This window comes from Corynebacterium sp., assembly GCF_030532195.1.
Classification (GTDB): Bacteria; Actinomycetota; Actinomycetes; order Mycobacteriales; family Mycobacteriaceae; genus Corynebacterium.
The window spans coordinates 160,878-184,397 of sequence record NZ_JAUNLP010000001.1; the positions used below are offsets into that span (position 1 = coordinate 160,878).

Here is a 23,520-nt window from a genome sequence, read left to right on the forward strand (position 1 = left end):
TTGGTTTAACCGACCGAACCTTCCATCTGCAGTTCAATGAGGCGGTTGAGCTCGAGGGCGTATTCCATCGGGAGCTCCTTGGCGATTGGCTCGACGAAGCCGCGCACAACCATGGCCATGGCATCCTCTTCCTCGATACCGCGGCTCATCAGGTAGAACAGCTGCTCGTCCGAGACCTTGGAGACAGTTGCCTCGTGGCCAAGCGTGACATCGTCCTCGCGCACGTCGACGTACGGGTACGTGTCCGAGCGGGAAATGGTGTCCACCAACAGAGCGTCACACTCAACGTTGGAGTGCGAGTGCTTAGCGCCCTTGTTGACCTGCACCAGACCGCGGTATGCCGCGCGGCCTCCGTTGCGGGCCACGGACTTGGAAACAATGTTGGAGCTGGTGTGCGGTGCCATGTGCACCATCTTTGCGCCGGTGTCCTGGAACTGGCCTTCGCCGGCCATAGCCACGGACAGCACCTCGCCCTTGGCGTGCGGACCAGTCATCCACACTGCTGGGTACTTCATTGTGACCTTGGAGCCGATGTTGCCGTCAATCCACTCCATGGTGGCGCCCTCTTCACACTTGGTGCGCTTGGTAACCAGGTTGTAGACGTTGTTCGACCAGTTCTGAATAGTGGTGTAGCGGCAGCGACCGCCCTTTTTCACAATGATCTCAACGACTGCGGAGTGCAGCGAGTCGGACTTGTAAATCGGAGCGGTACAACCCTCGACGTAGTGAACGTACGCGTCCTCATCAACGATGATGAGCGTGCGCTCAAACTGACCCATGTTCTCCGTGTTAATACGGAAGTAGGCCTGCAGCGGAATGTCCACGTGGACGCCCTTGGGAACGTAAATAAAGGAGCCACCGGACCAAACAGCGGTGTTAAGAGCGGAGAACTTGTTGTCACCAGCCGGGATGACAGTGCCGAAGTACTCCTTGAACAGCTCCGGGTGCTCCTTCAAAGCGGTGTCGGTGTCCAGGAAGATAACGCCCTGTGCTTCCAGATCCTCACGAATCTGGTGGTAAACAACCTCGGACTCGTACTGCGCTGCGACACCGGCGACCAGACGCTGCTTCTCAGCCTCCGGGATACCCAGCTTGTCGTAGGTGTTCTTAATATCCTCCGGCAGGTCCTCCCAGGTCTGGGCCTGCTTCTCGGTGGAGCGAACGAAGTACTTAATGTTATCGAACTCGATACCCGACAGATCCGCGCCCCAAGTCGGCAGCGGCTTGCGCTCGAAGATCTCGAGAGCCTTCAAGCGGCGTTCAAGCATCCACTCCGGCTCATTCTTCTTTGCGGAAATATCGCGAACGACTGCCTCAGACAGGCCGCGCTGTGCGGATGCACCTGCGGAGTCCTCGTCGTGCCAACCGTACTGGTAGGCACCAATGGACTCAATAATTTCTTCGTCAGTCTGCGGAGTGGCAGCCTTCGTGGATTCAGCCACGTCGGTGGAGTTCTCATGGGCGAGGGTCATTGTCCGCTCCTTTCTTGTGGCACATTATCTACTGTTTTTGTAACTGGAATAAGTGGGATATTTGTTGTGCAGATACCGTTTCCATCGGCGATAGTGGCCAGTGGTTGGGTGTGCTGCCCTAATAATTTACTGACAGCCTCATGCTCCGCTGCGCATAGCTCCGGGAATTCGGAAGCCACGTGGCTAATTGGGCAATGATGCTGGCAGATTTGCACGCCACCGGTGTTCTCATTGATGGTTGCCGCGTACCCGGCTCGTCGAAAAGCGTCAACAACTGCTTCGACCACTTCCTCCTTCTCCGCATCCTGGCCCACAGGGGTGACGCCGAGAAGAATGTCATCGATGCGCTGACGAGCGAATTGTGTAACTGCCTGCTCGCCACCGGCCTCACGCAATGCGTTCAAAGCGGCGGCCGCAAGATCGTCGTAAGCGTGCCCGAAGCGAGCGCGTCCACGGTCTGTCAGGCGGTAGGACTTCGCCGGCCTGCCGCGACCGCGAGGGCCAGTTTGAGGGGCCGGCGCGGTTTCAGCAAGACCTTCATCGACCAAGATGTCGATGTGGCGACGAACGCCTGCAGCGGACAATCCAAGCGTGTCAGCGATAAAGGTCGCGGATGCCGGATTGTGTTCCAGAAGCAGTTGGAGAATTCGCTTGCGCGTGTCACCGTCATTGACGGTCGGTTTCCGATCAGCCATGACTGGTGAGTCACCTCCTGCGATTGGACTGCTGGTCTTAAGTAACATGTCTAGGTAGTACAGCGAGGCAAATATCCCACTTGCACCGCTGTTGTATTAGACAACACAATTGTGTCGTAATTAGGGCATAATGTCCAACGCATTTTGATATCAATGCAACACCGCTGATTAGAACGCCCTTTCGGCGTGTCGTGCCGGTACTATGTGACCTTGTGAAATCAACCCGACCGACTCGACTGCGCGCCCATGTATCCGATACCGCCTCATGGGTGCGCGATGCGATTCCGAAAATCGGTTTGGCCGGGTCCAGGTCAGCAACCCTGCACCAAGGCTCCGAGCAGCCTCTGCAGCACCGTATTAATTACCGCGAACTCCGACGCTTTACTTGGCTGCGATGGCTGGGGACGCTCGGCGCCATTTTCATCATGGTCGCGGGTATCGGTGCCGGTGCAACACCAGTTGTGGGCAATGCCTTCTGGAATACGCCACTCGGATTGGTGCTGGGGCGCATGCTCGTCGCCACTACGGTGGTGACATTTGTCGGAATCGGCCTGTTGGTGGCTGCGTGGCTCGGTGTCGGCGCCTTCGTCCTGGCAGGTGCAAGAACTCGTATAACCGCGGTGACCACACCGATGCTGATGCGCACCTACGCAGCGTGGGTGCTGCCGCTCGTGTTTACCGCTCCTCTGTTTACGCAGGATATTTACTCCTACCTCGCCCAAGCTGCGATTGTGGAGCGCGGGATGGACCCATACCTAGCAGGTCCCGTTGACCTACTCGGGCCCAATGATCCGCTGGCACGATCGGTGCCACTTATTTGGTCGCACTCCCCGAGCCCATATGGGCCGACCGCCTTATCTGGCGCGTGGCTCATTGCCAAGATCACCGGTGACGGGGTTATTGCCTCGGTGTTCCTGCACCGGATCATCGCAATCCTGTCGTTGTTCGCCGCATCCTGGGCACTGGTGCAGCTCGGTCGCCGCTGTGGCGTGAGCTCTCAGTTCACACTTTGGCTGGGCATTCTCAATCCACTTGTGCTGTTGCACTTGATCGGTGGCATTCACAACGAGGCCCTGCTGCTGGCGCTGCTGTTGGTCGGATTGGAATTGTGCCTGCGTGCCATCCATGGGCCAGCCCACGCCATTGACCCGGACCTGCTGCCAGAGCCCGGACCACTTGGCCAGTCACAGGGGCGAGCCCGCGCATGGTGGCTCTATATTGCCGGTATTGCACTGATTAGCTTGGCTGGAATGGTTAAGGTCACCGGATTTGTCGCCTTGGGCTTTGCCGGTATGTGGCTGGCGCGCAAGTTCGGCACCACCTGGAAGGCAGTCTGCGCGTCGGCTGCCGTGACTGGACTGATTGCAGGTGCCACCGCCATTGCGGTGTCTGTGGGAACCGGCCTGGGCTTCGGCTGGATTACCGCCCAAGGTGGTGCGGCCACCGTGCGCAGCTGGATGTCGCTGACCACCTTGCTCGGCATCATTGCTGGATTCTTCGGCAGACTTCTCGGCCTTGGTGACATCAGCGACAGCGCCCTCCTGTTCACCCGCGGCATCGGCGTCATCCTGGCAGTTGCCTGGCTGCTGCGGATGCTGCTGGCGACTTTCCGCGGCCGCATTCATCCACTTGGCGGCTATGGCCTGGCCATGTTCGCCCTCGTGGTTCTCTTTCCCGTCGTGCACCCGTGGTATCTGCTGTGGGCCATCGTGCCGCTGTCGGCGTGGGCGAACCGAGTACAGTTCCGTATTGCGGTTGTTCTCTACTCGGCAGTCTTCAGTTTTGTCGTACTGCCCCGAGGTCTCGGACTTCCGCCGGGTACCGTCGCACAGATTTACCTGTTAGCGCTGGTATTCTTCGTCGCGGTCATGGCCGCCCTCCTGGCGTACTCGACCCGCTCGAAGGTATTTAGACTCCACTAATATCGTGAGATTAGACTGACTTATCGTGATGAACGCTGCCTCTTCCCCGGCCTTACGGCTCGAAAACGTCACCAAGAGGTTCGGTGACGTCGAGGCCGTATCGGGCCTGTCGCTTTCCCTCGACCGCGGCCGAGTGCTTGCACTTCTAGGCCCCAACGGCGCTGGCAAGACCACCACCGTTGAAATGTGCGAGGGGTTTATCAAGCCCGATAGCGGCCAAATCCGCATCCTCGGACTCGATCCGGTCACCCAGACCACCGCACTTCGCAGCCGCATCGGTATCATGCTCCAGGGCGGTGGCGCCTACCCCGGCGTCCGTGTCGGCGAAATGCTAGACCTCGTCGCCAGCTACTCCGCCAACCCGCTAGATACCGATTGGCTTCTCCAGGTCGTCGGTCTGGAGCGCCACCGCAAGACCAACTACCGCCGTCTCTCCGGCGGTCAACAGCAGCGCCTCTCGCTGGCATGCGCGCTTGTCGGTCGCCCAGAGCTCGTCTTCCTCGACGAACCCACCGCCGGTCTCGACGCACAGTCACGGCTCGCCGTGTGGGATCTCATCTCGTCTCTGCGTCGCGACGGCGTCACCGTCGTCCTCACCACCCACCTCATGGATGAGGCGGAATCGCTTGCCGACGACGTTGCGATCATCGACCGCGGAAATCTCGTGGTGGCCGGCACCACTGAAGAAATCACGTCCACCGGTGCGTCGGCTCTGCAAGGTGCGGCTGCAGCTTCTTCGCTGAAGCTGACCATCCGCGGCGGAGTTAGCACAGATGCGGTGAACCGAGCCTTTAAACAGGAGAATCTGCCGCATCAGCTGCGCCGCGTCGGCGGCGAGGACTACTCGCTTATCGGCGAGCCCTCCCCGCGAGCTCTGACTGTATTGGCTGAGAGCTGCGAGACACAGGATGCACTGATTACGTCGTTAAGCAAGGCGACGCGCTCGTTGGAAGAAGTCTTCCTGCAGATAACTGGAACGGAGATGAGGAGCTAAATGACTACCGCACCGAGGCCCGAAGCCTCACGCTTTGCGGAGGGGACGTTTACCCCGGCGCCGAAGCGCTCCGAGACTTCGAAGCTGATTACCTCCCAGGCGCGACTGGAAACGAAGCTGTTTTGGCGCCATGGCGAGCAGATGCTTCTGACCATCGTGATCCCGCTTGCGATGCTCATCGGCCTGACCATGCTTCCCGTGCTGGAGATTGAAAATCCGCTCGACACTGTCTTCCCGATGGTGCTGGCTATCTCCGTCATGTCTGCAGGCTTTACTGGTCAGGCGATTGCCGTGGGCTTTGACCGCCGTTATGGGGCGCTGAAGCGCATCGGTGCTTCCGGCGTGCCACCGTGGGGCATCATTGCCGGCAAGATCGTCTCCGTCTGCATCACAGTCACGTTGCAGTTCATCCTGTTTAGTGTTGTGGCAATGCTGCTGGGCGCGCGTTTGACCATTGGTGGCTGGCTGCTCGCGTACGTGGGCATGCTGCTGGGCACATTCGTGTTCACCTCGTTGGGCCTGCTGATGGGTGGCACGCTTGGTGCGGAGATGATTCTCGGCCTGGCTAACTTGATTTGGTTCATCTTGATTGGTGCTGCTGCCTACGAAGCGATCGCACCGTCCATCGATGGCGTCGGGGCTATCCTGCTGGGACTACTGCCCTCTGTTGCTCTTAGCCAGGCACTCGCGTCAGCGTTGGTGTTGTCAATCAACTGGTCGGCTGTGGTGGTGCTGTTTGTGTGGGGTATTGCCGGTGCTGCGCTGGCGACGCGACTGTTCCGTTTCGATATGCCGAACGATTAATGCGCCATTTTCGCCCGCTGCCCTGGCCTTGCCTTTGACGCTGTCTTTGACCCTGCTGTCGAGCTGCAGAAACGCATGCTGAACGGCGGGGTTTCGCGTATTACTATTTTCCGTCAGCGTAGGTAGAATTTCCTATTGTGAATACTGCGGATCGAAGTTTGCCTATGTCGTTTTTGCCGTTGACGCCGATTGGCCGCCAAAAGGTCTATGCGCTGCTTGTCTTGATTGCTCAGGCAGCCATCGCGGTGACCGGTTCCATCGTTCGCGTCACTGGTTCAGGTCTCGGTTGTGCGTCCTGGCCGGAATGCCACCCGGGAAGCTTCGTCCCTGTTCCGGGGCAGGCTGAGATGTTGCACCAGGTCATTGAGTTCGGCAACCGCCTGCTGACCTTCGTGCTCGTCGCACTGACGCTGGCGCTGTTCCTCTCTGTCATGCGCGTCGGCCGCCGCCGCGAAATCAAGGTGCTGGCTCTGCTCAATGGTCTCGGCGTCGTCCTCCAGGCCGTTATCGGCGGTATCTCAGTCCTCGTTGACCTGAAGTGGTACTCCGTCGCGCTGCACTTCCTGCCGTCGATGATTCTCGTCTGGCTCGCCGGCATGCTCTACGTGAAGATCGATGAGCCTGACGACGGCACCGCCACCCGCATGTACCCGCGCTACCTGCGTTACCTCGCTGCCGGTTCTGGTCTGGCCCTGACCATGACCCTGATAACCGGCACGATGGTCACCGGTGCCGGTCCGCACGCAGGCGATGCCTCCGTGCTGCCGGAAGACCGTCTGCAGCTGCCTATTGTTGACTTGGCCCACATACACGCGGGCTTCATGTACCTCTACCTGGGCTTGGTTATCGGCTTGATCTTTGGCCTGCTCGCTGCTGAAACCTTCCACTCTGTCCGCAAGGTTTCCATCGCACTGGTGGTCTTCATCATCGCCCAAGGTGCAGTTGGCATGGTTCAGTACTGGAGCGGCGTCCCGGAGGGATTGGTTCCTGTCCACGTTGCAGGCTCCGGCATCTGTACCGCATTGACCGCGGTCTTGTTCCAGCTTGGCTACCGCTTGGTTGGCGGCCAGGCCACGGTCACCGGCTCGCTGGTTGGCGATGCCGCTGCCGCCGGTGCTGAAAGTGAAAAGAAGGCGCAGGTTTCCGCTTAGCTAGTCGGTAGCTATCGGTCTGTCTCGCGCAGGCACCTAAACACGCGCGATTTGTGCGCGTGTTTAGGTGTTTTTTTATTTGAGCAATGGATATGGCTTTTCTCGCCTTCGCCGTTCCGGCACTGGGGCTCGGACTAAGAGTTCGTCTGCAGGCGAAGCGGGACACCCCACCTCCGGCGCATTCCAAGCCACCCACATGTGTTTATGTCCTAGGTGCAGGCTGCACGCGTCGCAGACTGCGGGCCTTACAGACTGTGTACCTTGCAGGCTGCGGGCCTTACAGACTGCACGCTGCACTGATCTCTCCACTCCACCTATGGCTTTGAAATGACCTATGGCTCGAAAATGAACATATGGTCGCGTATACAGAGCCAAACGTTACTTTCAAGCCATAAGTCACCGTTGGTGTAGGCCAACATGTCGCTGTAGCCCCACACAGTGGCATAGGCCAAAAACACAGCTCGAAGCTCAACAAGAAAAAGAGGCCGTCCCCACTATAAAAGGGGACGGCCTCTTTAAACTCGATTAGCCCGCAAACCAAGCTAACTAACCAAACAAAAGCTAACCAAGCAAACCACCTAGAACAGGCTGGAGATTGTCTGCAGACCCAGCACCGCGTCCAGCGAAAGTGCCACACAAACGATGGACAGGTAGTTGTTCGACATAAAGAACAACTTCATCGGCTTGATCTTGCCACCGGATTTGACGTGGCGGTGCAGGTCAATTGCACCCCACAGGAACCAGGCACCGGCGCCAACAGCGCCAATCAGGTAAAGCCAACCAGCATATGGAACCAGCAGCAGAGTGGTAATCACAGTCGCTGCGGTGTACCAGATGATGCGTTGGGTGACGACAATTGCTGGCTTAACCACTGGCATCATCGGCACGCCAGCGGCCTTGTAGTCCTCCTTGTATCGGAGTCCCAGTGCCCAGGTGTGTGGCGGAGTCCAGAAGAAAATGAGCAGGAACAGGATGAATGCCTGCCACCAGTGAGCCAATCCGGTGATTTCCGGATTGTTATCAGTAATCACGGCCCAGCCGACCATTACCGGCATACAACCCGCAGCGCCGCCCCAGATGACGTTCTGATCAGTTCGACGCTTCAGCCACAAGGTGTAGACGAAGATGTAGAACGCGATGGTGATCAGAATGAAGACTGCAGCCAAAAGCGAGTTGCACAGCAACCACAGCCACAGGAAGGACGCAACCATCAGCACGGTGCCGAAGATTGCGGCCGAGCGGCGGCTAATCTGATCGCGAGCTAGTGGGCGACGGCGAGTGCGGCGCATCTTCTGGTCGATGTCGTAATCCATCACCATGTTGAAGGTGTGAGCCGCAGCGGCACCCATCCAGCCACCGAAGAGCGTGAGCAAAATCAGGCCGACGTGCACATGGCCACGGTCTGCCTGAAGCATTGCGGGAATGGCCGCGACGAGCAGGAGCTCGATAATTCTTGGCTTAGTCAGTGCAATGTACGCCTTGACTGTGTCCAACAAAGCAATGTCCCTTTCACGCGCCATAAACAAACCCCCGGTTATTAATAGTCGGATGCGAGGTGCAAATAGTTCCCAACTACTTTTCAGCGAATTCATCGCGCAGCTATTAAGTGGGGTGGGCAATTAGTTTACCGATAAGCATAACGGTTCCCACAATGGCCGTCGTGAAGCCCGCGCCGCGCGCCGAGAACGAACGACTCCCCCATCTCACCCCGCAACCGCGCGTGTCGTGGCCAAGTGAAACCGCGACATTGCATTCATCGTTAATATGGAAGAGATCTTTAATAATCCATCCGGATACTAGGAGTCATTCACGTGACACTGTCGACTGAGCAAGAAGCACGGGTTGTTCGCAACTACCCCTCGGACTGGTCCGACCTGGACACAAAGGCTGTGGACACGGCCCGTGTTTTGGCCGCGGAAGCTGTGGAAAACGCAGGTTCTGGCCACCCCGGCACCGCAATGAGCCTGGCACCGCTGGCTTACTCCCTCTACCAGCGCGTCATGCGCCATGATCCGAAGGATACGAAGTGGATCGGCCGCGACCGCTTCATCCTGTCCTGCGGTCACTCGTCCCTGACGCAGTACATTCAGCTCTACCTCGGCGGTTTCGGCCTTGAGCTCGATGATCTGAAGGCACTGCGCACCTGGGGTGCTCTCACCCCGGGTCACCCGGAATACGGCCACACCGACGGTGTTGAGATCACCACTGGCCCGCTGGGTCAGGGGCTGGCGTCGGCTGTGGGCTTCGCCATGGCTTCACGACGGGAACGTGGGCTGTTCGACCCGGAGGCTGCTCCGGGTGAGTCCCCGTTTGATCACTACATCTACGTCATTGCCTCGGACGGTGACGTTCAGGAAGGTGTCACCGCAGAGGCAAGCTCCCTGGCGGGCACTCAGAAGCTGGGTAACCTGATTGTTTTCTGGGATGACAACGGCATCTCCATCGAGGACGACACCACTATTGCCTTTACTGAGAACGTCGCTGACCGCTACCGCGCCTACGGCTGGCAGGTCATTGAGGTCGACGGCGGCGAGAACGTCGAGGCTCTTGAGGCCGCAGTCGAGGAAGCTAAGAAGGACACCGAGCGTCCGACCTTCATCCGCGTTCGCACGGTCATCGCCTACCCGGCACCGACCAAGATGAACACCGGCGCTTCTCACGGTGCTGCTCTCGGCGGCGACGAGATCACCGGCATCAAGGAGGCCCTGGGCTTCGATGCTGACAAGCACTTCGATGTCGCAGATGAGGTCATCGAGCATACTCGTAAGCTGGTTGACCGTGGTGCGGAGGCACACAAGGAGTGGCAGACCAAGTTCGACGCTTGGGCTGAGGCCAACCCGGAGCGCAAGGCTCTGCTGGACCGCCTGACTGCCGGTGAGCTGCCAGAGGGCTTCGACGCTGAGCTGCCGACCTGGGAGCCGGATGAGAAGGGCATCGCTACCCGTAAGGCATCCGAGGCCGCACTGCAGGCACTTGGCAAGACTCTGCCGGAGCTGTGGGGTGGCTCGGCCGACCTGGCTGGCTCCAACAACACCGTGCTGAAGGGCGAGCCGTCCTTCGGTCCGAAGTCTATTACCACCAACACCTGGAGCACCGACCCGTACGGCCGTAACCTGCACTTCGGTATTCGTGAGCACGCGATGGGCTCGATTCTGAACGGCATCCTGCTCCACGGCGGCACCCGTCCGTACGGCGGCACATTCCTTATCTTCTCCGACTACATGCGTCCGGCAGTCCGTCTGGCGTCCCTGATGGAGATCTCCCCGATTTACGTCTGGACGCACGACTCTATCGGTCTGGGTGAGGACGGCCCGACGCACCAGCCGGTTGAACAGCTGGCATCGCTGCGCGCTATCCCGGGTATGGCCACCGTCCGCCCGGCAGATGCCAACGAAACTGCCCAGGCTTGGGCCGCTGTGCTGGAAGGCGAGGCTGGCCCGAAGGCGCTGGCACTCACCCGCCAGAACATCCCGGTGCTGGAGGGCACGAAGGAAAAGGCCGCCGAGGGCGTTCGTCGTGGCGCATACGTGCTTGTCGACGGAAACAAGGAGACCCCGGACGTCATCCTGATGGGTACCGGTTCCGAGGTTCACCTCGCTGTCGAAGCCGCTGAGAAGCTGGCTGAGCAGGGCGTCAGCGCCCGCGTTGTCTCCGTGCCGTGCCTTGACTGGTTCGAGCAGCAGGATGAGGAATACCGCGAGCAGGTCCTGCCGAAGGCCGTCCGCGCGCGCGTCTCTGTTGAGGCCGGTATTGCTATGCCGTGGTATCGCCACCTGGGTGATGCTGGTCGCGCAGTGTCCCTGGAGCACTTCGGCGCTTCGGCTCCGTACAAGGAGCTCTTTGAGAAGTTCGGCATCACTGCAGATGCGGTTGTCGATGCGGCAAAGGAATCTATCGAGGCTGCTAAGTAGCAGGTAGATACCGTGAAAGTGGCGCTGCCTGCGGGCGGCGCCCTTTTGTTTTGTTAGGACGTGCGGTTGATGCCCTTGGAATAATCCGTCACACTTTGGGCATAACTTAGGCATAATTTAGGGCAGACAGAAAGGTACTTATTATTATGAGCAACTCCACAATGGAAGCACTCGCTGCTGTAGGAACCTCCGCATGGCTCGATGACCTTTCGCGCCAGCGTCTGACCTCGGGTGATCTGAAGAATCTCATCGATGAACTCCGCGTCGTCGGTGTGACCACCAACCCGGCCATCTTCTCCTCTGCGATGACCTCCGGCGAGGACTACGATGCTCAGCTGGCAGAGCTCACCGCTCAGGGGGCCACCCCAGCAGAGGCTGTTTTCGCGATGGCTATAGACGATGTTCGCGATGCTTGCGATCTCTTCTCCGATATCTCGGAGCAGAGCGATGGCGTGGATGGCCGCGTTTCCATCGAGGTTGATCCTCGCTATGCCGACGACTACGAGGCCACGATTGCGCAAGCCCGTGAGCTCTGGGAACGCGTCGGTAAGCGCAATGCGATGATTAAGATCCCGGCGACTGACGCATCCCTGCCGGCCGTTTCTGATGCTCTGGCGGAGGGTATTTCGGTAAACGTCACCCTGATTTTCTCTGTTGAGCGCTACCAGCAGGTCATTGAGGCCTTCATTAAAGGTATTGAGCGTGCGAAGGACAACGGCGTGGACTTGGATTCGGTCCACTCGGTGGCTTCTCTGTTTGTCTCCCGGGTAGACACTGAGGTGGATGCTCGGCTGGAGAAGATTGGTTCGGAAGAGGCGCTGGCTCTGCGTGGCAAGGCTGGTCTGGCCAATGCTCGTGCTGCTTACGCAAAGTTCGAGGAGACCTTCTCCGCAGACAATATCCGTTGGGCTCAGCTGGAAAACGCTGGCGCTAAGCCGCAGCGCCTGCTGTGGGCTTCCACCGGTGTGAAGAATCCGGCATACCCGGACACCCTGTATGTCACGGAGCTGGCTGCTCCGCAGACCGTGAACACCATGCCGGAGAAGACTTTGCGTGCGGCTGCGGCTTTCGATGGTGAGGTGCGCGATGCTGTCAGCGGTCAGGGTGAGGCAGCTGAGGCTGTGATCGCCCAGCTGCGTGAGGTCGGCATTGATATCGAGGATGTCTTCGCTGTTCTGGAGCGCGAGGGCGTGGAGAAGTTCGTGACTTCGTGGGAGTCACTGCTGTCGTCCATCGAAGAGCGCATGGGACAGCTGAAGTAGCAAGTTCACGAGCTGAAGCTAAAGCTCGACAGCGCACGTTAATTAGCCAAAAGTCCGGTGAAAGTCGAATGATGACACCGGACTTTTCTTGATGTGAGAATATGTAAACCGTGAGTGATTCTTTGCATAGCAATAATCCGAATGCCAGCACCAAGCGCTGCACCTATGTCAATCCCCTGCGAGATCCGCAGGATAAGCGCCTGCCGCGTATCGCAGGCCCTGGTGGCATGGTGATTTTCGGTGTCACGGGCGACTTGGCCCACAAGAAGCTGCTGCCAGCTATTTATGACCTTGCAAACCGCGGTCTACTGCCAGCATCTTTCGCACTCGTCGGCTACGGCCGCCGTGAATGGTCTAAGCAGGACTTTGAGGACTATGTCCGTACCGCAGTGGAAAACGGCGCTCGTACCGATTTCCGCGAGAGCGTCTGGCAGCGCCTTGCCGAGGGCATCCACTTCGTCACCGGTACATTCACCGATGACGAGGCCTTTGACCGCCTGGCTGCCAAGCTGGAAGAGCTCGACCGGTCGCGCGGTACTGCGGGCAACTGGGCTTACTACCTGTCCATCCCACCGGCGAACTTCCCGGATGTCTGCCATCAGCTCGACCGCGCCGGTCTTGCGCAGGCCGGCGAGGACTACTGGCGTCGAGTCATCATTGAGAAGCCGTTCGGCCATGACCTGGCCTCGGCACAGGAGCTCAACCAGATTGTTAACTCCGTCTTCCCGGAGGATGCAGTCTTCCGCATTGACCACTACCTGGGCAAGGAAACCGTCCAGAACATTTTGGCCATGCGTTTTGCCAACCAGCTGTTTGACCCGCTGTGGAACTCCCACTACATCGACCATGTCCAGATCACCATGGCCGAAGATATCGGATTGGGCGGCCGCGCCGGTTACTACGACGGTATTGGCGCTGCTCGTGACGTGATTCAGAATCACTTGCTGCAGCTGTTGGCACTGGTGGCCATGGAAGAGCCGATTGCCTTTACCCCGGAGGAATTGCAGGCGGAGAAGATTAAGGTCCTGCGCGCAGTTGAACCGGTGCGTCCGCTGTCGAAGTACACCGCTCGCGGTCAGTACACTGCGGACTGGCAGGGCTCCAACTTCGTTCCGGGCTTGCGTGATGAAGAGGGCTTTGACCCCGATTCCACCACCGAGACCTACGCCGCTTGTACTCTGCAGATCAATTCCCGCCGCTGGGCCGGTGTCCCCTTCTACCTGCGCACGGGCAAGCGCCTGGGCCGCCGCGTAACGGAGATTGCGCTGGTGTTCAAGTCCGCTCCGCATTTGCCGTTCGCAGAGACCATGACCGCCGCCCTCGGCCAAAACGCCATGGTCATCCGCGTCCAGCCGGATGAGGGTGTGCTTATGCGCTTTGGCTCCAAGGTGCCGGGCTCGGCAATGGAAGTTCGCGATGTCAACATGGACTTCTCCTACTCCGAGGTCTTCACCGAGCAGTCGCCGGAGGCATATGAGCGCCTCATCCTCGATGCCCTGCTCGATGAGGCCAGCCTCTTCCCCACTAATGAGGAAGTTGAGCTGTCCTGGAAGATCCTCGATCCCATCATCGAATACTGGGCCAAGCGTGGGCGCCCCGAAGGCTATGCCGCTGGCTCCTGGGGCCCGGCGTCCGCTGACCGCATGCTCGAGCGCGATGGTCGCGCTTGGCGACGTCCATAGGTTGAAAATCACTATTCTGACAGAAAGAACTTTTGCATGATTGTCAATTTGCCGGACACTGATACCGCCAGTATTGCGCGCCAGTTGGTCAAGCTCCGTGAGCAGGGTGGCATTGTCACCACCGGCCGCGTTTTGACGCTGATTGTTCTGGCCAAGAGTGATGATGATCTGGAAGGCATCATTACCACCGTCAACTCTGTCTCGCGCGAGCATCCTTCCCGTGTGCTGGTGTTGGTCTCCGATGACCCGCGCCTGGACAATCGCCTCGACGCGGAACTGCGCGTCGGTGGCGATGCCGGTGCCGCTGAGATCGTCGTTATGCATATGGCAGGCGAGATTGGTCAGCATCACAGTGCCGTTGTGACCCCGCTGCTGCTACCGGATACGCCGGTGGTGGCGTGGTGGCCGTCGGAGGCTCCGCAGGTGCCCGCGGCCACGCCGATTGGTCGAATTGCGCAGCGTCGTATTACGGACTCGCTGTGGGATCCCAGCGATAATGCCGTCTATACGCGTCGTACTGGCTACACTCCGGGCGACTCTGATCTGTGCTGGTCGCGCCTGACTAATTGGCGTGGCGTTTTGGCCTCGGCATTTGATTTGCCGCCGCATTCTGCCGTGACCTCGGTGTCGATTTATGGCCCGGAGGATTCGCCGTCGGTGGAAGTTGCCGCGGGGTGGTTGGCTGACCGTCTGGGGTTGCAGGTGAATCGCTACGCAACCGATGAGGCGAAGATTCCACTGGATGACAAGGGCCGAGCCAAACCGCCGGTGACCTCTGTCGCATTCGAGCGGGAAAATGGCCAGACTCTGCGTGTGGACATTGAAAGTGCCACCACGGCAACCGTCACCAATGGCGACAAGCCGCCGTTCAAGGTCGCCCTGAACCGCCCTGCCCGCTCTGAGTGCCTGGCAGAGGAGCTGCGCCACCTCGACCCGGATACCGCCTATGGGCGCGCCTTGCGAGGTCTCAGCCAGATTCATCGCGTCGGCGCGCAGGGAAATCCCTCGGCCGGTTCGCACACTGTCCTAACTGATAGCTTCGCAAATGAGCCAGGAGTGTCTGACAAGTGACTGCCACTAACGCCCCACAGTTTGACCGCGCTGCAGATCAGGCCGGCATTGTCGCCGCTGCCCGCAAGCGCTTCGTAGACACAGTCGTCGCACTGCAAAAGGGCGACGCCACCCCAGTTACCGATGACGGCTTCGTGCGCGTCGTGCTCACCGGCGGCGGTGCAGGCACTGCGCTGCTCAGCGCGCTTGCCGACGATTCCGGAGACATTGACTGGAACCGAGTACTGGTGTTCTTCGGCGATGAACGCTTCGTCAACGCCGATTCTGAGGACCGCAATGCGCTGGCTGCGCGCCAGCGCCTGCTCGGCCCAGCCGGAGTACCAGAGGACAACATCTTCGAATTCGATGCGTCGGACTCTGGCTACAGCTCTGCCGAGGCCGCTACTCGTTATGCAGAAATCCTGGAGGCCAAGGCTGCAGACGGCTTTGACCTGCACCTGCTCGGCATGGGCGGGGAAGGCCACATCAACTCGATTTTCCCGCACACCCCAGCACTGGCGGAGCGGGAACTAAAGGTTGTGGATGTGCACAACTGTCCGAAGCCGCCGCCGACACGCATTACGTTGACCATGCCAGCGATTGCCAGCTCCCAGCGCGTCTGGCTGCTGGTGGCAGGTGCGGAGAAGGCCGAGGCAATCGGCGCTATTTCCTCCCAGGCAGATTCGGCCGACTGGCCAGCGGCAGGTGTCCGTGGTGCGGCGGAAACCATTGTCTTTGTGGATGATGCCGCAGCCAGCGAGCTCTAAGTTGCAGTTGGCAGATTAGGGCCAGATACAGCAATTCCCGTCGACAAGCAGTGTCGACGGGAATTTTTGTGCCTGCTGAAAGTGTTTGGCCTAACAGCGCTTGGTCGTTGAAGATCTATTACCAACCAAAGGTGTTAAACAGCAGCAGCAAAACGATGCACAGCAGCCAAATAATCACGGTGACAATCGTGACTCGGTCGAGGTTCTTCTCCACCACGGTCGAACCGGACAAGTTCGACTGCACGCCGCCGCCAAAGAGGCTGGACAGTCCGCCACCCTTGCCCTTGTGGAGCAGGATGAACAGCGTCATCAGGATGGATGTGATGACCAAGACAATCTGAATGGCGAGGTACACGCGCACTTCCTTTTGAAACGTTGGTTCTTGCAGATCTTCTTTTCTAAGGCCCGTGCGCGCAGGGGGCGCACACCGTGGGGCGATAACTCTACCTATCTTAGCGCAATCGCCCCTTTCGGCTAAGTAGCGCCACTAGCCGGAGTTGCGCAGCGCAGTGGCCAGGCCGTTCATAGTCAGCTGAATGCCTCGACGCACCTTGTCGCGGTTGTCGCCGGCGCGGTAACGACGCAGCATCTCCAGCTGGATGATGTTTAGCGGCATCAGGTACGGGAATCGCATGTCCACCGAGCGCTTGAGCAGCGGGTTGTCGTCCAGCAGCGTGTCGTAGCCGGTGACCTTGAGGAACATCTTGCGGGTCAGTTCGAACTCCGCCTCGATGATCTTGTAAATGCGCTCACCGTCTGCTGCGTCCTTGCACAGGCCAGCGTAAGCGCGGGCCAGGTGCATATCGGCCTTGGACATCACCTGCGCCATATTGGACAGCACGGAGTTGAAGAATGGCCAGTCCTCATTGAGCTGGCGCAGCTCTGCCAGGCGGGAACCGTCCTCGTCCTCGCCAATCCACGCCTGCAGCGCGGAGCCAACGCCGAACCAGCCCGGTACCATGGAGCGCTGCTGCGACCAGGACAGAACCCACGGAATTGCGCGCAAATCTGAGATAGTCTTGGTCTGCTTGCGCGAGGTCGGACGCGACCCAATATTCAGGCTGCCGATTTCATCGACCGGAGTCGACGAGGTGAAGAAGTCAATGAAGCCCGGGTCCTCGTGCATGAGCTTGGCGTAGACCTCACGGGACAAATCGGAGATCTCCGACATAATTTCGTGCGCGCGGGCGGGATTTTCCAAGCCCTCGACATCGAGCAGCGTGGACTCGATTGTTGCCGACACCAGCGCGGCGAGGTTCCTGCGTGCCGACGCCGGGTGCCCGTACTTCGCCGAGATAATTTCACCCTGCTCGGTGATACGCACAGAGCCCTGCACTGCCCCGTCTGGCTGGGCGAGAATCGCCTCATAGGAAGGTCCACCGCCACGGCCCACGGTGCCACCGCGGCCGTGGAAGAGACGCAGGCGAATGTCGTTGTCCTTTGCGGCTGCCACAATCGCAGTCTCTGCGTCGTAAAGCGCCCAGTTTGCCGCAAAGTACCCGCCGTCCTTATTCGAATCGGAGTAGCCGAGCATGACTTCCTGGAGGTTCCCACGCGCCGTGACATATGCGCGGTAGAACGGAATCGACCATGCCTCGCGCAGGACGTTTGCGCCGGCCTGCAGGTCCTCAATGGTCTCAAACAGCGGGATGATGTCGATGGTGCCCGATGGGTGCGCGCCGTCCGGGCGAATGAGACCAACTTCCTTGAGCAAAATCATCGGCTCGAGCAGATCAGAGACCGACGTGCACATCGAGATAATGCAGTGCGGCACGGCATTGTCGCCGTACTTACGCACGGCACGGGCAGCTGCGCGCATGATGCCGAGTTCGCGAGCTGTCGGCTCAGACAGGTCAGCATTGGGTGATACCAGCGGACGCGAGGACTGCAGCTCCTTGGTCAGCAGTTTGACCTTGTCAGCCTCCTTCAGCTCCGCATAGTTCTCAGCGACACCAGCGGCTGAGAACAACTCGGTGAGGATTTCCTCGTGGCTGTCGGAATTCTGTCGGATATCAATGGAGTACAGGTGGAAACCGAATACCTCCACTGCCGCAATCAGATCACGCAGGCGGTGGTCAGCAATCAAATCATCATGGCTAGAGCGTAGCGAGCTGTCCACAATGGCAAGCTCTTCCAGCAGCTCATCTGCATTGTCGTACGGCTCGAATACCGACCAGTCCCCTTCGATAATTGACTCGCCGAAGAAGTTCACTGCCGTAGCTGCCACACGGCCGCGAATACCGTGGATGGCGCGGCGGTACGGCTCATCAACGCGGTTGGGGACGTCGTTATGTCCCCGGCTAGCCAGCGCCACCAGGTCAACTGTGACCTTGGTCAAACGATCTGACAGACTCAACTCACGCTCGAGCGAGTGAAGCTGCGACAGGTAATGGCGCAAAATAGTGCCCGCTGCCCTATCCGAGGCATAACGCAGCGTCTCCTCCGTCACATACGGATTGCCGTCATGATCGCCGCCAATCCACGAGCCCATACGAATCGTCGGGTTTGCTGGTAGATTGTCTCCACCGAGCTGTCGCAGATGCTTGACGACGTCACGGTTAATCTGTGGCACTGCCTCCAGCAAAGACAGCTGATAATAGCGCAAGCCCACCTCGACCTCATCGCGGATATCCGGTCGGTTCATGCGAATCAGAGCCGTTTGCCACAGCGTCAGGATGCGGCGACGAATATCCGCATCAATTTCCGCCAGTCGATCAGCGGTACGAGCATTAAGCGGTGCCGCCTGAATTTCATGGCGACGGCGCATGGCAGCAGTGATGTGCTTCTGCACGTCGAAAACAGTGCGACGTCGAGTTTCTGTCGGGTGTGCGGTGAGCACCGGCACAACCTCGATGTGCTCCATCATGTCGGCGATTGCGCTGTGTGGGACCTTGGCCTCACGTAGCTTCTGCCAGGTGGCTTCAAGCGTGGAATCCCGCGGTGGTTCACCGGCATCGAGAGCACGTTCAATGCCCAGTTCTTCGTGCAAATCCTCTGCGAGGTTTGCCAACAGTGCGAAGTGGGTAAACGCGCGGATGACTGGGTTGGCATCAACTGGGTCGATATCCCGGAAAAGTCCGGTGAGAGTTTCCACGTCACCGTCACCGCGATGCAGTTCAAAGGCGGCGCGGCGGGCGTTTTCGACGAGATTGAAAACATTTTCGCCCTCTTGCTCGCGGATTACCTGGCCCAGAATCCGTCCTAGGTGACGGATATCCTCCCAGAGCAGGTCTTTCGGCGCTCCGCTCGACGAGTTTTGCTCATCGGTGCTAGCGCTGATGTCGGTGTCTTTATGTAGTTGGTTACTCATAGAGCACATCCTTTAAGTTGCTCGACAAAGCTGCTCGACACGAAATACGCGACGACCCCGATTATGGTTTTATAAATACTAATAAAACCATGTCGGGGTCGAGTGCAACACCTATTATTCCGTCTTTGGCGGAAGTAACTAGTGTTTATGCGTTCTGAGCAGCGTCTGCTGCAAGAGCACACAGCTTTGCGAATGCTTCGCCGTCGAGGGAAGCACCGCCGACCAGGCCGCCGTCCACGTCCGGCTTGGAAACAATCTCAGCGACGTTTTCAGCCTTGACGGAACCACCGTAGAGAATGCGCATGTTCTTGGCGATGTCCTCATTGCCAATCTCAGCGACAGTCTTACGGATGGCCTCACAGACCTCCTGTGCGTCTGCAGCAGAGGCGACCTTGCCAGTACCGATCGCCCAGACCGGCTCGTAAGCGATAACGGTCTTGGACAGCTCAGCGTTGGTCAGGTTTGCCAGGGAGCCCTTGACCTGAGCGACAACGTGCTCCACGTGCTCGCCGGCCTCGCGGACCTCTAGCGGCTCGCCAACGCAGACAATCGGGTTGATGTCTTCGCGGAGGGCGGCCTTTGCCTTCTTAGCGACCAGCTCATCGGTCTCGCCGTGCATCTCACGACGCTCAGAGTGGCCGACAACAACCCAGGTGCAGCCAAGCTTGGACAGCATTGCTGCGGAAATCTCGCCGGTGTAGGCGCCGGACTCGTGAACGGAGACGTCCTGAGCACCGTAGGTGACAGCCAACTTGTCGCCCTCGACCAGGGTCTGAACCGAACGCAGGTCGGTAAAAGGCGGGATGACTGCGACATCTACCTTGTCGTAGTACTCCTTCGGCAGCGCGAAGGCCAGCTTCTGCACCACACCGATAGCCTCGAGATGGTTGAGGTTCATCTTCCAGTTACCAGCGATAAATGGTGTACGTGCCATAGTGGTGGAATTCACTTCCCTTGTTCTATGCGGATTGCGGTGATGGAAATTTCTTAGTCTTCCAGGACGGATACGCCCGGCAGAGTCTTGCCCTCGAGGAACTCGAGCGATGCGCCACCACCGGTGGAGATGTGGCTGAAGCCAGCCTCATCGAGTCCCAGGGTACGAACTGCAGCTGCGGAGTCGCCGCCGCCGACGACGGAGAAGCAACCGTTGTTCGAGGTGGCGTCGATGATTGCCTGTGCGAGCTTGCGGGTACCGTCTGCGAAAGCTTCCATTTCGAAGACGCCCATCGGGCCGTTCCAGAAAACGGTCTTGGACTCTGCCAGAACCTTGCCGAATGCCTCAGCAGAGGCTGGGCCGATATCCAGGCCCATCCAGCCTTCCGGAATCTCGGTTGCGTCAACGACCTTGTGCTCCGCGTCAGCAGCGAACTTGTCAGCGACGACAACGTCGGTCGGCAGAACAATCTTGTCGCCGTAGCGCTCGAGCAGATCCTTACAGGTGTCAATCATTTCTTCCTGCAGCAGCGAGGAGCCAACAGCGTAGCCCTTGGCAGCCAGGAAGGTGAAGCACATGCCGCCGCCGATGACCAGGGAGTCAACCTTTGGCGCCAGAGCCTCGATAACACCGAGCTTGTCGGAGACCTTCGAGCCACCGAGAACGACGGTGTACGGCTTCTCCGGAGTTTCAGCGACCTTACGCAGAACATCCAGCTCAGCCTGAACCAGGTTGCCGGCGTAGTGCGGCAGCTTCTTGGCAACGTCGAAAACAGATGCCTGTGCGCGGTGGACGACACCGAAACCGTCGGAGACGAATGCACCGTCCGGAACCAGCGCTGCCAGTTCAGCTGCGAACTCTGCGCGTTCAGCCTCATCCTTGGAGGTCTCACGTGGGTCAAAGCGAACGTTTTCCAGCAGCAGGACATCGCCGTCGGTCAGGCCGTTGGCGCGCTCGTGTGCATCCTCACCGGAGACATCACCGGCAAGCGCAACGTACTGATCCAGACGCTCCGACAGTGCCTCAGCGACAGGGGCCAGGGAGAACTCCGGCTTGACCTCGCCCTTTGGGCGGCCCAGGTGTGCCATAACAACGACCTTGGCGCCGGCCTCGACCAGTGCGGACAGAGTCGGCAGCGAAGCGTCAATACGACCCGGGTCAGTAATGACGCCATCCTTCAGCGGCACGTTGAAGTCAGAGCGGACGAGAACGTAGCGGCCTTCGATGCCTTCGTTGATGAGGTCCTTGACAGTCTTAACAGTCATCGCAATTTCATCCTTGTGTGATTGTTGAAAAACGGGCCTGGGTGGGTGCCCAGCAGGCACTACCACCCCGGCCCGTTCGGGTTCTGGGAAATCCAGGAGTGAAGTTTAGAGACGCTCACCGACGTAGACAGCGAGGTCAACGAGGCGGTTGGAGTAGCCCCACTCGTTGTCGTACCAGGAGACAACCTTGACCTGGTCGCCGATGACCTTGGTCAGCGGTGCGTCGAAGATGGAGGAACGTGGGTCGCCCTCGATGTCCTTGGAGACAATCGGATCCTCGTTGTAGCCCAAGATGCCCTTGAGCTCGCCCTCAGCTGCTTCCTTGATAGCAGCGTTGACAGCCTCGACAGAGACCTCCTTCTTAGCGGTGAAGGTCAGGTCGGTGACAGAGCCGGTCGGGGTCGGAACACGCAGTGCGTAGCCGTCCAGCAGACCCTTGAGCTGCGGGAGAACCAGTGCGACTGCCTTAGCAGCACCGGTGGAGGTCGGAACAATGTTCAGAGCAGCGGCACGAGCGCGACGCAGGTCCTTGTGCGGAGCGTCGTGCAGACGCTGGTCACCGGTGTAAGCGTGGATGGTGGTCATCAGACCGCGCTCAATACCGAACTTCTCGTCCAGAACCTTGGCCATCGGAGCCAGGCAGTTGGTGGTGCAAGAAGCATTGGAGATGATGTTGTGCTTCTCCGGGTCGTAGTCAGTGTGGTTGACGCCGACAACGAAGGTTGCGTCTTCGTTCTTACCCGGAGCGGAGATGATGACCTTCTTGGCGCCTGCCTCGATGTGAGCCTTAGCAGCGTTTGCATCGGTGAAGAAGCCGGTGGACTCAATCACGATGTCAACCTCGTGCTCTGCCCACGGCAGGTTCTTCGGGTCACGCTCAGCGTAAGCGCGGATGCGCTTGCCGTCGACGGTGAGGGACTCATCGTCGTAGGTGACCTCTGCATCGAGCTTGCCCATGATGGAGTCGTACTTGAGCAGGTGAGCCAGGGTCTTGTTATCGGTGAGGTCGTTTACGGCAACGACTTCCAGGTCCGCACCAGAAGCGACCAGGGAGCGGAAGAAGTTGCGGCCGATGCGACCGAAACCGTTAATACCAACACGAACCGTCACAATAATCTCCTTAATGGATTGGCGAAACGATGCCACAGGCCAGGGCGCTGAAAGTGCGCTCTGACTGCTTCACTAAAGAAGTGTACGTGTGGATATTCAATCGTGCAGCGCGGTCAAGTCCAAAAATTCAGAAGGAATCGGACACAAGACCAAAATTATGCCCCTGAAAAGGCAAAACGTTTTCTTTAGTCTTCGACTTCTTTGTCGAAAAGATCGTCTGTCACAGCCGCTGTTGTGGGGGGAATTCCGAGTTCCTTTGCTCGCCGGTCCGCCATGGACAGCAATCGACGGATTCGACCGGCAACGGCATCCTTGGTCATCGGCGGATTGGCCAACTGGCCGAGCTCTTCCAGCGAGGCCTGCTTATGCTCCACTCGAAGTTGACCAGCCGAAACCAGGTGATCCGGAACGTCGTCACCCAGAATCTCCAGCGCCCTATCCACTCGAGCTGCCGCAATAACTGCCGCTCGAGCAGAACGGCGCAGATTGGCATCGTCAAAGTTAGCCAGGCGATTTGCCGTCGCACGCACCTCGCGCCGCATGCGCTGCTCTTCCCATTCCAGGCGAGTCGTCTGCGCACCCATGCGAGTCAGCAGCGCACCGATGGCATCTCCCTCACGAATGATTACTCGGTCACCACCGCGGGACTTGTTTTCCTTGCTCTTGGCGGTAATCCCGAGTCGACGTGCACATCCGACCAGCGCCAAGGCTGCCTCCGCCGACGGCGCACTGACCTCCAACGCCGATGAGCGTCCCGGCTCTGTGAGCGAACCATGCGCCAGGAACGCCCCACGCCAGGCAGCCTCCTGATCCACCTTCTGCCCCATGATGAGCTTGCGCGGCAGGCCACGCACAGGATGTCCAGCGGAATCAATCAGACCCGTTTGCCTTACGACGAGTTCCGCGCCATCGGTAACCCGCACAATGTAGCGCGAGGTCTTGCGCAGCCCTCCCGGAGACAGCACATTCAGGCTGGCTTTGACATCGTAGAGATCAGCAAGCATTGAGCGCAGGCGGCGAGCAACCGCGCCGGAGTCCAACTCGGCTTCCAGCACAATGGCACCTGCAACTAGGTGGAGACCACCGGAGAAGCGAAAAAGGGTCGCTATCTCCGCAGCCTGAGCGCTTTCCTGCGACACAGACACGCGGGCTAGTTCGTCTTTGACCTTCGCCGTCAGTGCCACGGTGCTG

General features: G+C 59.1%; 18 protein-coding genes. 9 read left to right on the plus strand and 9 right to left on the minus strand.

Features of this window, described 5'->3' with window-relative positions:
* Positions 1–5 precede the first annotated feature (5 nt).
* Positions 6–1,472 carry a Fe-S cluster assembly protein SufB gene (gene sufB / locus Q4E11_RS00680; RefSeq protein WP_303162754.1) on the minus strand — a complete coding sequence of 489 codons (1,467 nt, stop codon included), beginning with the start codon at positions 1,470–1,472 and terminating at the stop codon, positions 6–8.
* The gene (locus tag Q4E11_RS00685; RefSeq protein ID WP_303162755.1) at positions 1,469–2,167 is read right to left on the minus strand and encodes a metalloregulator ArsR/SmtB family transcription factor; all 699 of its coding nucleotides are present in this window, start codon (positions 2,165–2,167) and stop codon (positions 1,469–1,471) included. Before Q4E11_RS00685 ends, sufB begins: the two co-directional genes overlap by 4 nt.
* A 212-nt stretch (positions 2,168–2,379) precedes the next feature.
* Between Q4E11_RS00685 and mptB the strand changes: the two genes are divergently transcribed.
* The 4 genes from mptB to Q4E11_RS00705 all read left to right on the plus strand — a co-directional run bounded on the left by mptB (position 2,380) and on the right by Q4E11_RS00705 (position 7,038).
* Positions 2,380–4,089, plus strand: coding sequence for a polyprenol phosphomannose-dependent alpha 1,6 mannosyltransferase MptB (gene mptB, locus Q4E11_RS00690; RefSeq protein ID WP_303162756.1), 1,710 nt, complete (start codon positions 2,380–2,382; stop codon positions 4,087–4,089).
* Positions 4,090–4,117: 28 nt separating this feature from the next.
* Positions 4,118–5,083: an ABC transporter ATP-binding protein gene (locus Q4E11_RS00695; RefSeq protein WP_303163454.1), complete on the plus strand. Its 966-nt coding sequence runs from the start codon at positions 4,118–4,120 to the stop codon at positions 5,081–5,083.
* Entirely contained in the window at positions 5,084–5,887 is an 804-nt protein-coding gene (locus Q4E11_RS00700) for an ABC transporter permease (protein ID WP_303162758.1), read from the plus strand.
* A 137-nt stretch (positions 5,888–6,024) separates the two neighbouring features.
* The gene (locus Q4E11_RS00705; RefSeq protein WP_303162759.1) at positions 6,025–7,038 is read left to right on the plus strand and encodes a heme A synthase; all 1,014 of its coding nucleotides are present in this window, start codon (positions 6,025–6,027) and stop codon (positions 7,036–7,038) included.
* A 578-nt stretch (positions 7,039–7,616) separates the two neighbouring features.
* Here Q4E11_RS00705 and Q4E11_RS00710 read toward each other — a convergent pair.
* Positions 7,617–8,531 (minus strand): heme o synthase, encoded by a 915-nt coding sequence (locus tag Q4E11_RS00710; RefSeq protein WP_303162760.1) that lies wholly within the window; start codon positions 8,529–8,531, stop codon positions 7,617–7,619.
* Between the two features lie 318 nt (positions 8,532–8,849).
* On the opposite strand from Q4E11_RS00710, the gene tkt reads away from it, so the two are divergent.
* The 5 genes from tkt to pgl all read left to right on the plus strand — a co-directional run bounded on the left by tkt (position 8,850) and on the right by pgl (position 15,710).
* Positions 8,850–10,949 carry a transketolase gene (gene tkt, locus Q4E11_RS00715; protein WP_303162761.1) on the plus strand — a complete coding sequence of 700 codons (2,100 nt, stop codon included), beginning with the start codon at positions 8,850–8,852 and terminating at the stop codon, positions 10,947–10,949.
* Between the two features lie 146 nt (positions 10,950–11,095).
* Positions 11,096–12,211 (plus strand): transaldolase, encoded by a 1,116-nt coding sequence (gene tal, locus Q4E11_RS00720; protein WP_303162762.1) that lies wholly within the window; start codon positions 11,096–11,098, stop codon positions 12,209–12,211.
* Positions 12,212–12,321: 110 nt separating this feature from the next.
* Entirely contained in the window at positions 12,322–13,893 is a 1,572-nt protein-coding gene (gene zwf / locus Q4E11_RS00725) for a glucose-6-phosphate dehydrogenase (protein ID WP_303162763.1), read from the plus strand.
* 36 nt (positions 13,894–13,929) lie between these two features.
* The gene (locus tag Q4E11_RS00730) at positions 13,930–14,964 is read left to right on the plus strand and encodes a glucose-6-phosphate dehydrogenase assembly protein OpcA (RefSeq protein ID WP_303162764.1); all 1,035 of its coding nucleotides are present in this window, start codon (positions 13,930–13,932) and stop codon (positions 14,962–14,964) included.
* Positions 14,961–15,710 carry a 6-phosphogluconolactonase gene (pgl, locus tag Q4E11_RS00735; RefSeq protein ID WP_303162765.1) on the plus strand — a complete coding sequence of 250 codons (750 nt, stop codon included), beginning with the start codon at positions 14,961–14,963 and terminating at the stop codon, positions 15,708–15,710. Before Q4E11_RS00730 ends, pgl begins: the two co-directional genes overlap by 4 nt.
* Positions 15,711–15,828: 118 nt before the next feature.
* Here pgl and secG read toward each other — a convergent pair whose 3' ends face one another.
* From secG to whiA, 6 genes are all read right to left on the minus strand, one after another.
* Positions 15,829–16,065 (minus strand): preprotein translocase subunit SecG, encoded by a 237-nt coding sequence (secG, locus tag Q4E11_RS00740; protein WP_303162766.1) that lies wholly within the window; start codon positions 16,063–16,065, stop codon positions 15,829–15,831.
* Positions 16,066–16,197: 132 nt separating this feature from the next.
* A complete protein-coding gene (gene ppc, locus Q4E11_RS00745; protein WP_303162767.1) occupies positions 16,198–19,020 on the minus strand; it encodes a phosphoenolpyruvate carboxylase in 2,823 nt (940 codons plus the stop codon).
* A 145-nt stretch (positions 19,021–19,165) separates the two neighbouring features.
* On the minus strand, positions 19,166–19,954 hold the full coding sequence (gene tpiA / locus Q4E11_RS00750; protein WP_303163455.1) for a triose-phosphate isomerase: 789 nt from the start codon (positions 19,952–19,954) through the stop codon (positions 19,166–19,168).
* A 53-nt stretch (positions 19,955–20,007) separates the two neighbouring features.
* Complete coding sequence (pgk, locus tag Q4E11_RS00755; RefSeq protein ID WP_303162768.1) at positions 20,008–21,219, minus strand: phosphoglycerate kinase; 1,212 nt, start codon at positions 21,217–21,219, stop codon at positions 20,008–20,010.
* A gap of 105 nt (positions 21,220–21,324) precedes the next feature.
* Positions 21,325–22,329, minus strand: coding sequence for a type I glyceraldehyde-3-phosphate dehydrogenase (gap, locus tag Q4E11_RS00760; RefSeq protein WP_303163457.1), 1,005 nt, complete (start codon positions 22,327–22,329; stop codon positions 21,325–21,327).
* A 185-nt stretch (positions 22,330–22,514) separates the two neighbouring features.
* Positions 22,515–23,513 (minus strand): DNA-binding protein WhiA, encoded by a 999-nt coding sequence (gene whiA, locus Q4E11_RS00765; RefSeq protein WP_303162769.1) that lies wholly within the window; start codon positions 23,511–23,513, stop codon positions 22,515–22,517.
* Positions 23,514–23,520: the final 7 nt, after the last annotated feature.

Coding starts and splice junctions, on each gene's coding strand:
- Q4E11_RS00685 (WP_303162755.1), bottom strand. CDS start 2,167: ATGGCTGATCGGAAACCGACCGTCAATGACGGTGACACGCGCAAGCGA.
- Q4E11_RS00730 (WP_303162764.1), top strand. CDS start 13,930: ATGATTGTCAATTTGCCGGACACTGATACCGCCAGTATTGCGCGCCAG.
- sufB (WP_303162754.1), bottom strand. CDS start 1,472: ATGACCCTCGCCCATGAGAACTCCACCGACGTGGCTGAATCCACGAAG.
- Q4E11_RS00700 (WP_303162758.1), top strand. CDS start 5,084: ATGACTACCGCACCGAGGCCCGAAGCCTCACGCTTTGCGGAGGGGACG.
- tal (WP_303162762.1), top strand. CDS start 11,096: ATGAGCAACTCCACAATGGAAGCACTCGCTGCTGTAGGAACCTCCGCA.
- ppc (WP_303162767.1), bottom strand. CDS start 19,020: ATGAGTAACCAACTACATAAAGACACCGACATCAGCGCTAGCACCGAT.
- tpiA (WP_303163455.1), bottom strand. CDS start 19,954: ATGGCACGTACACCATTTATCGCTGGTAACTGGAAGATGAACCTCAAC.
- pgk (WP_303162768.1), bottom strand. CDS start 21,219: ATGACTGTTAAGACTGTCAAGGACCTCATCAACGAAGGCATCGAAGGC.
- Q4E11_RS00695 (WP_303163454.1), top strand. CDS start 4,118: ATGAACGCTGCCTCTTCCCCGGCCTTACGGCTCGAAAACGTCACCAAG.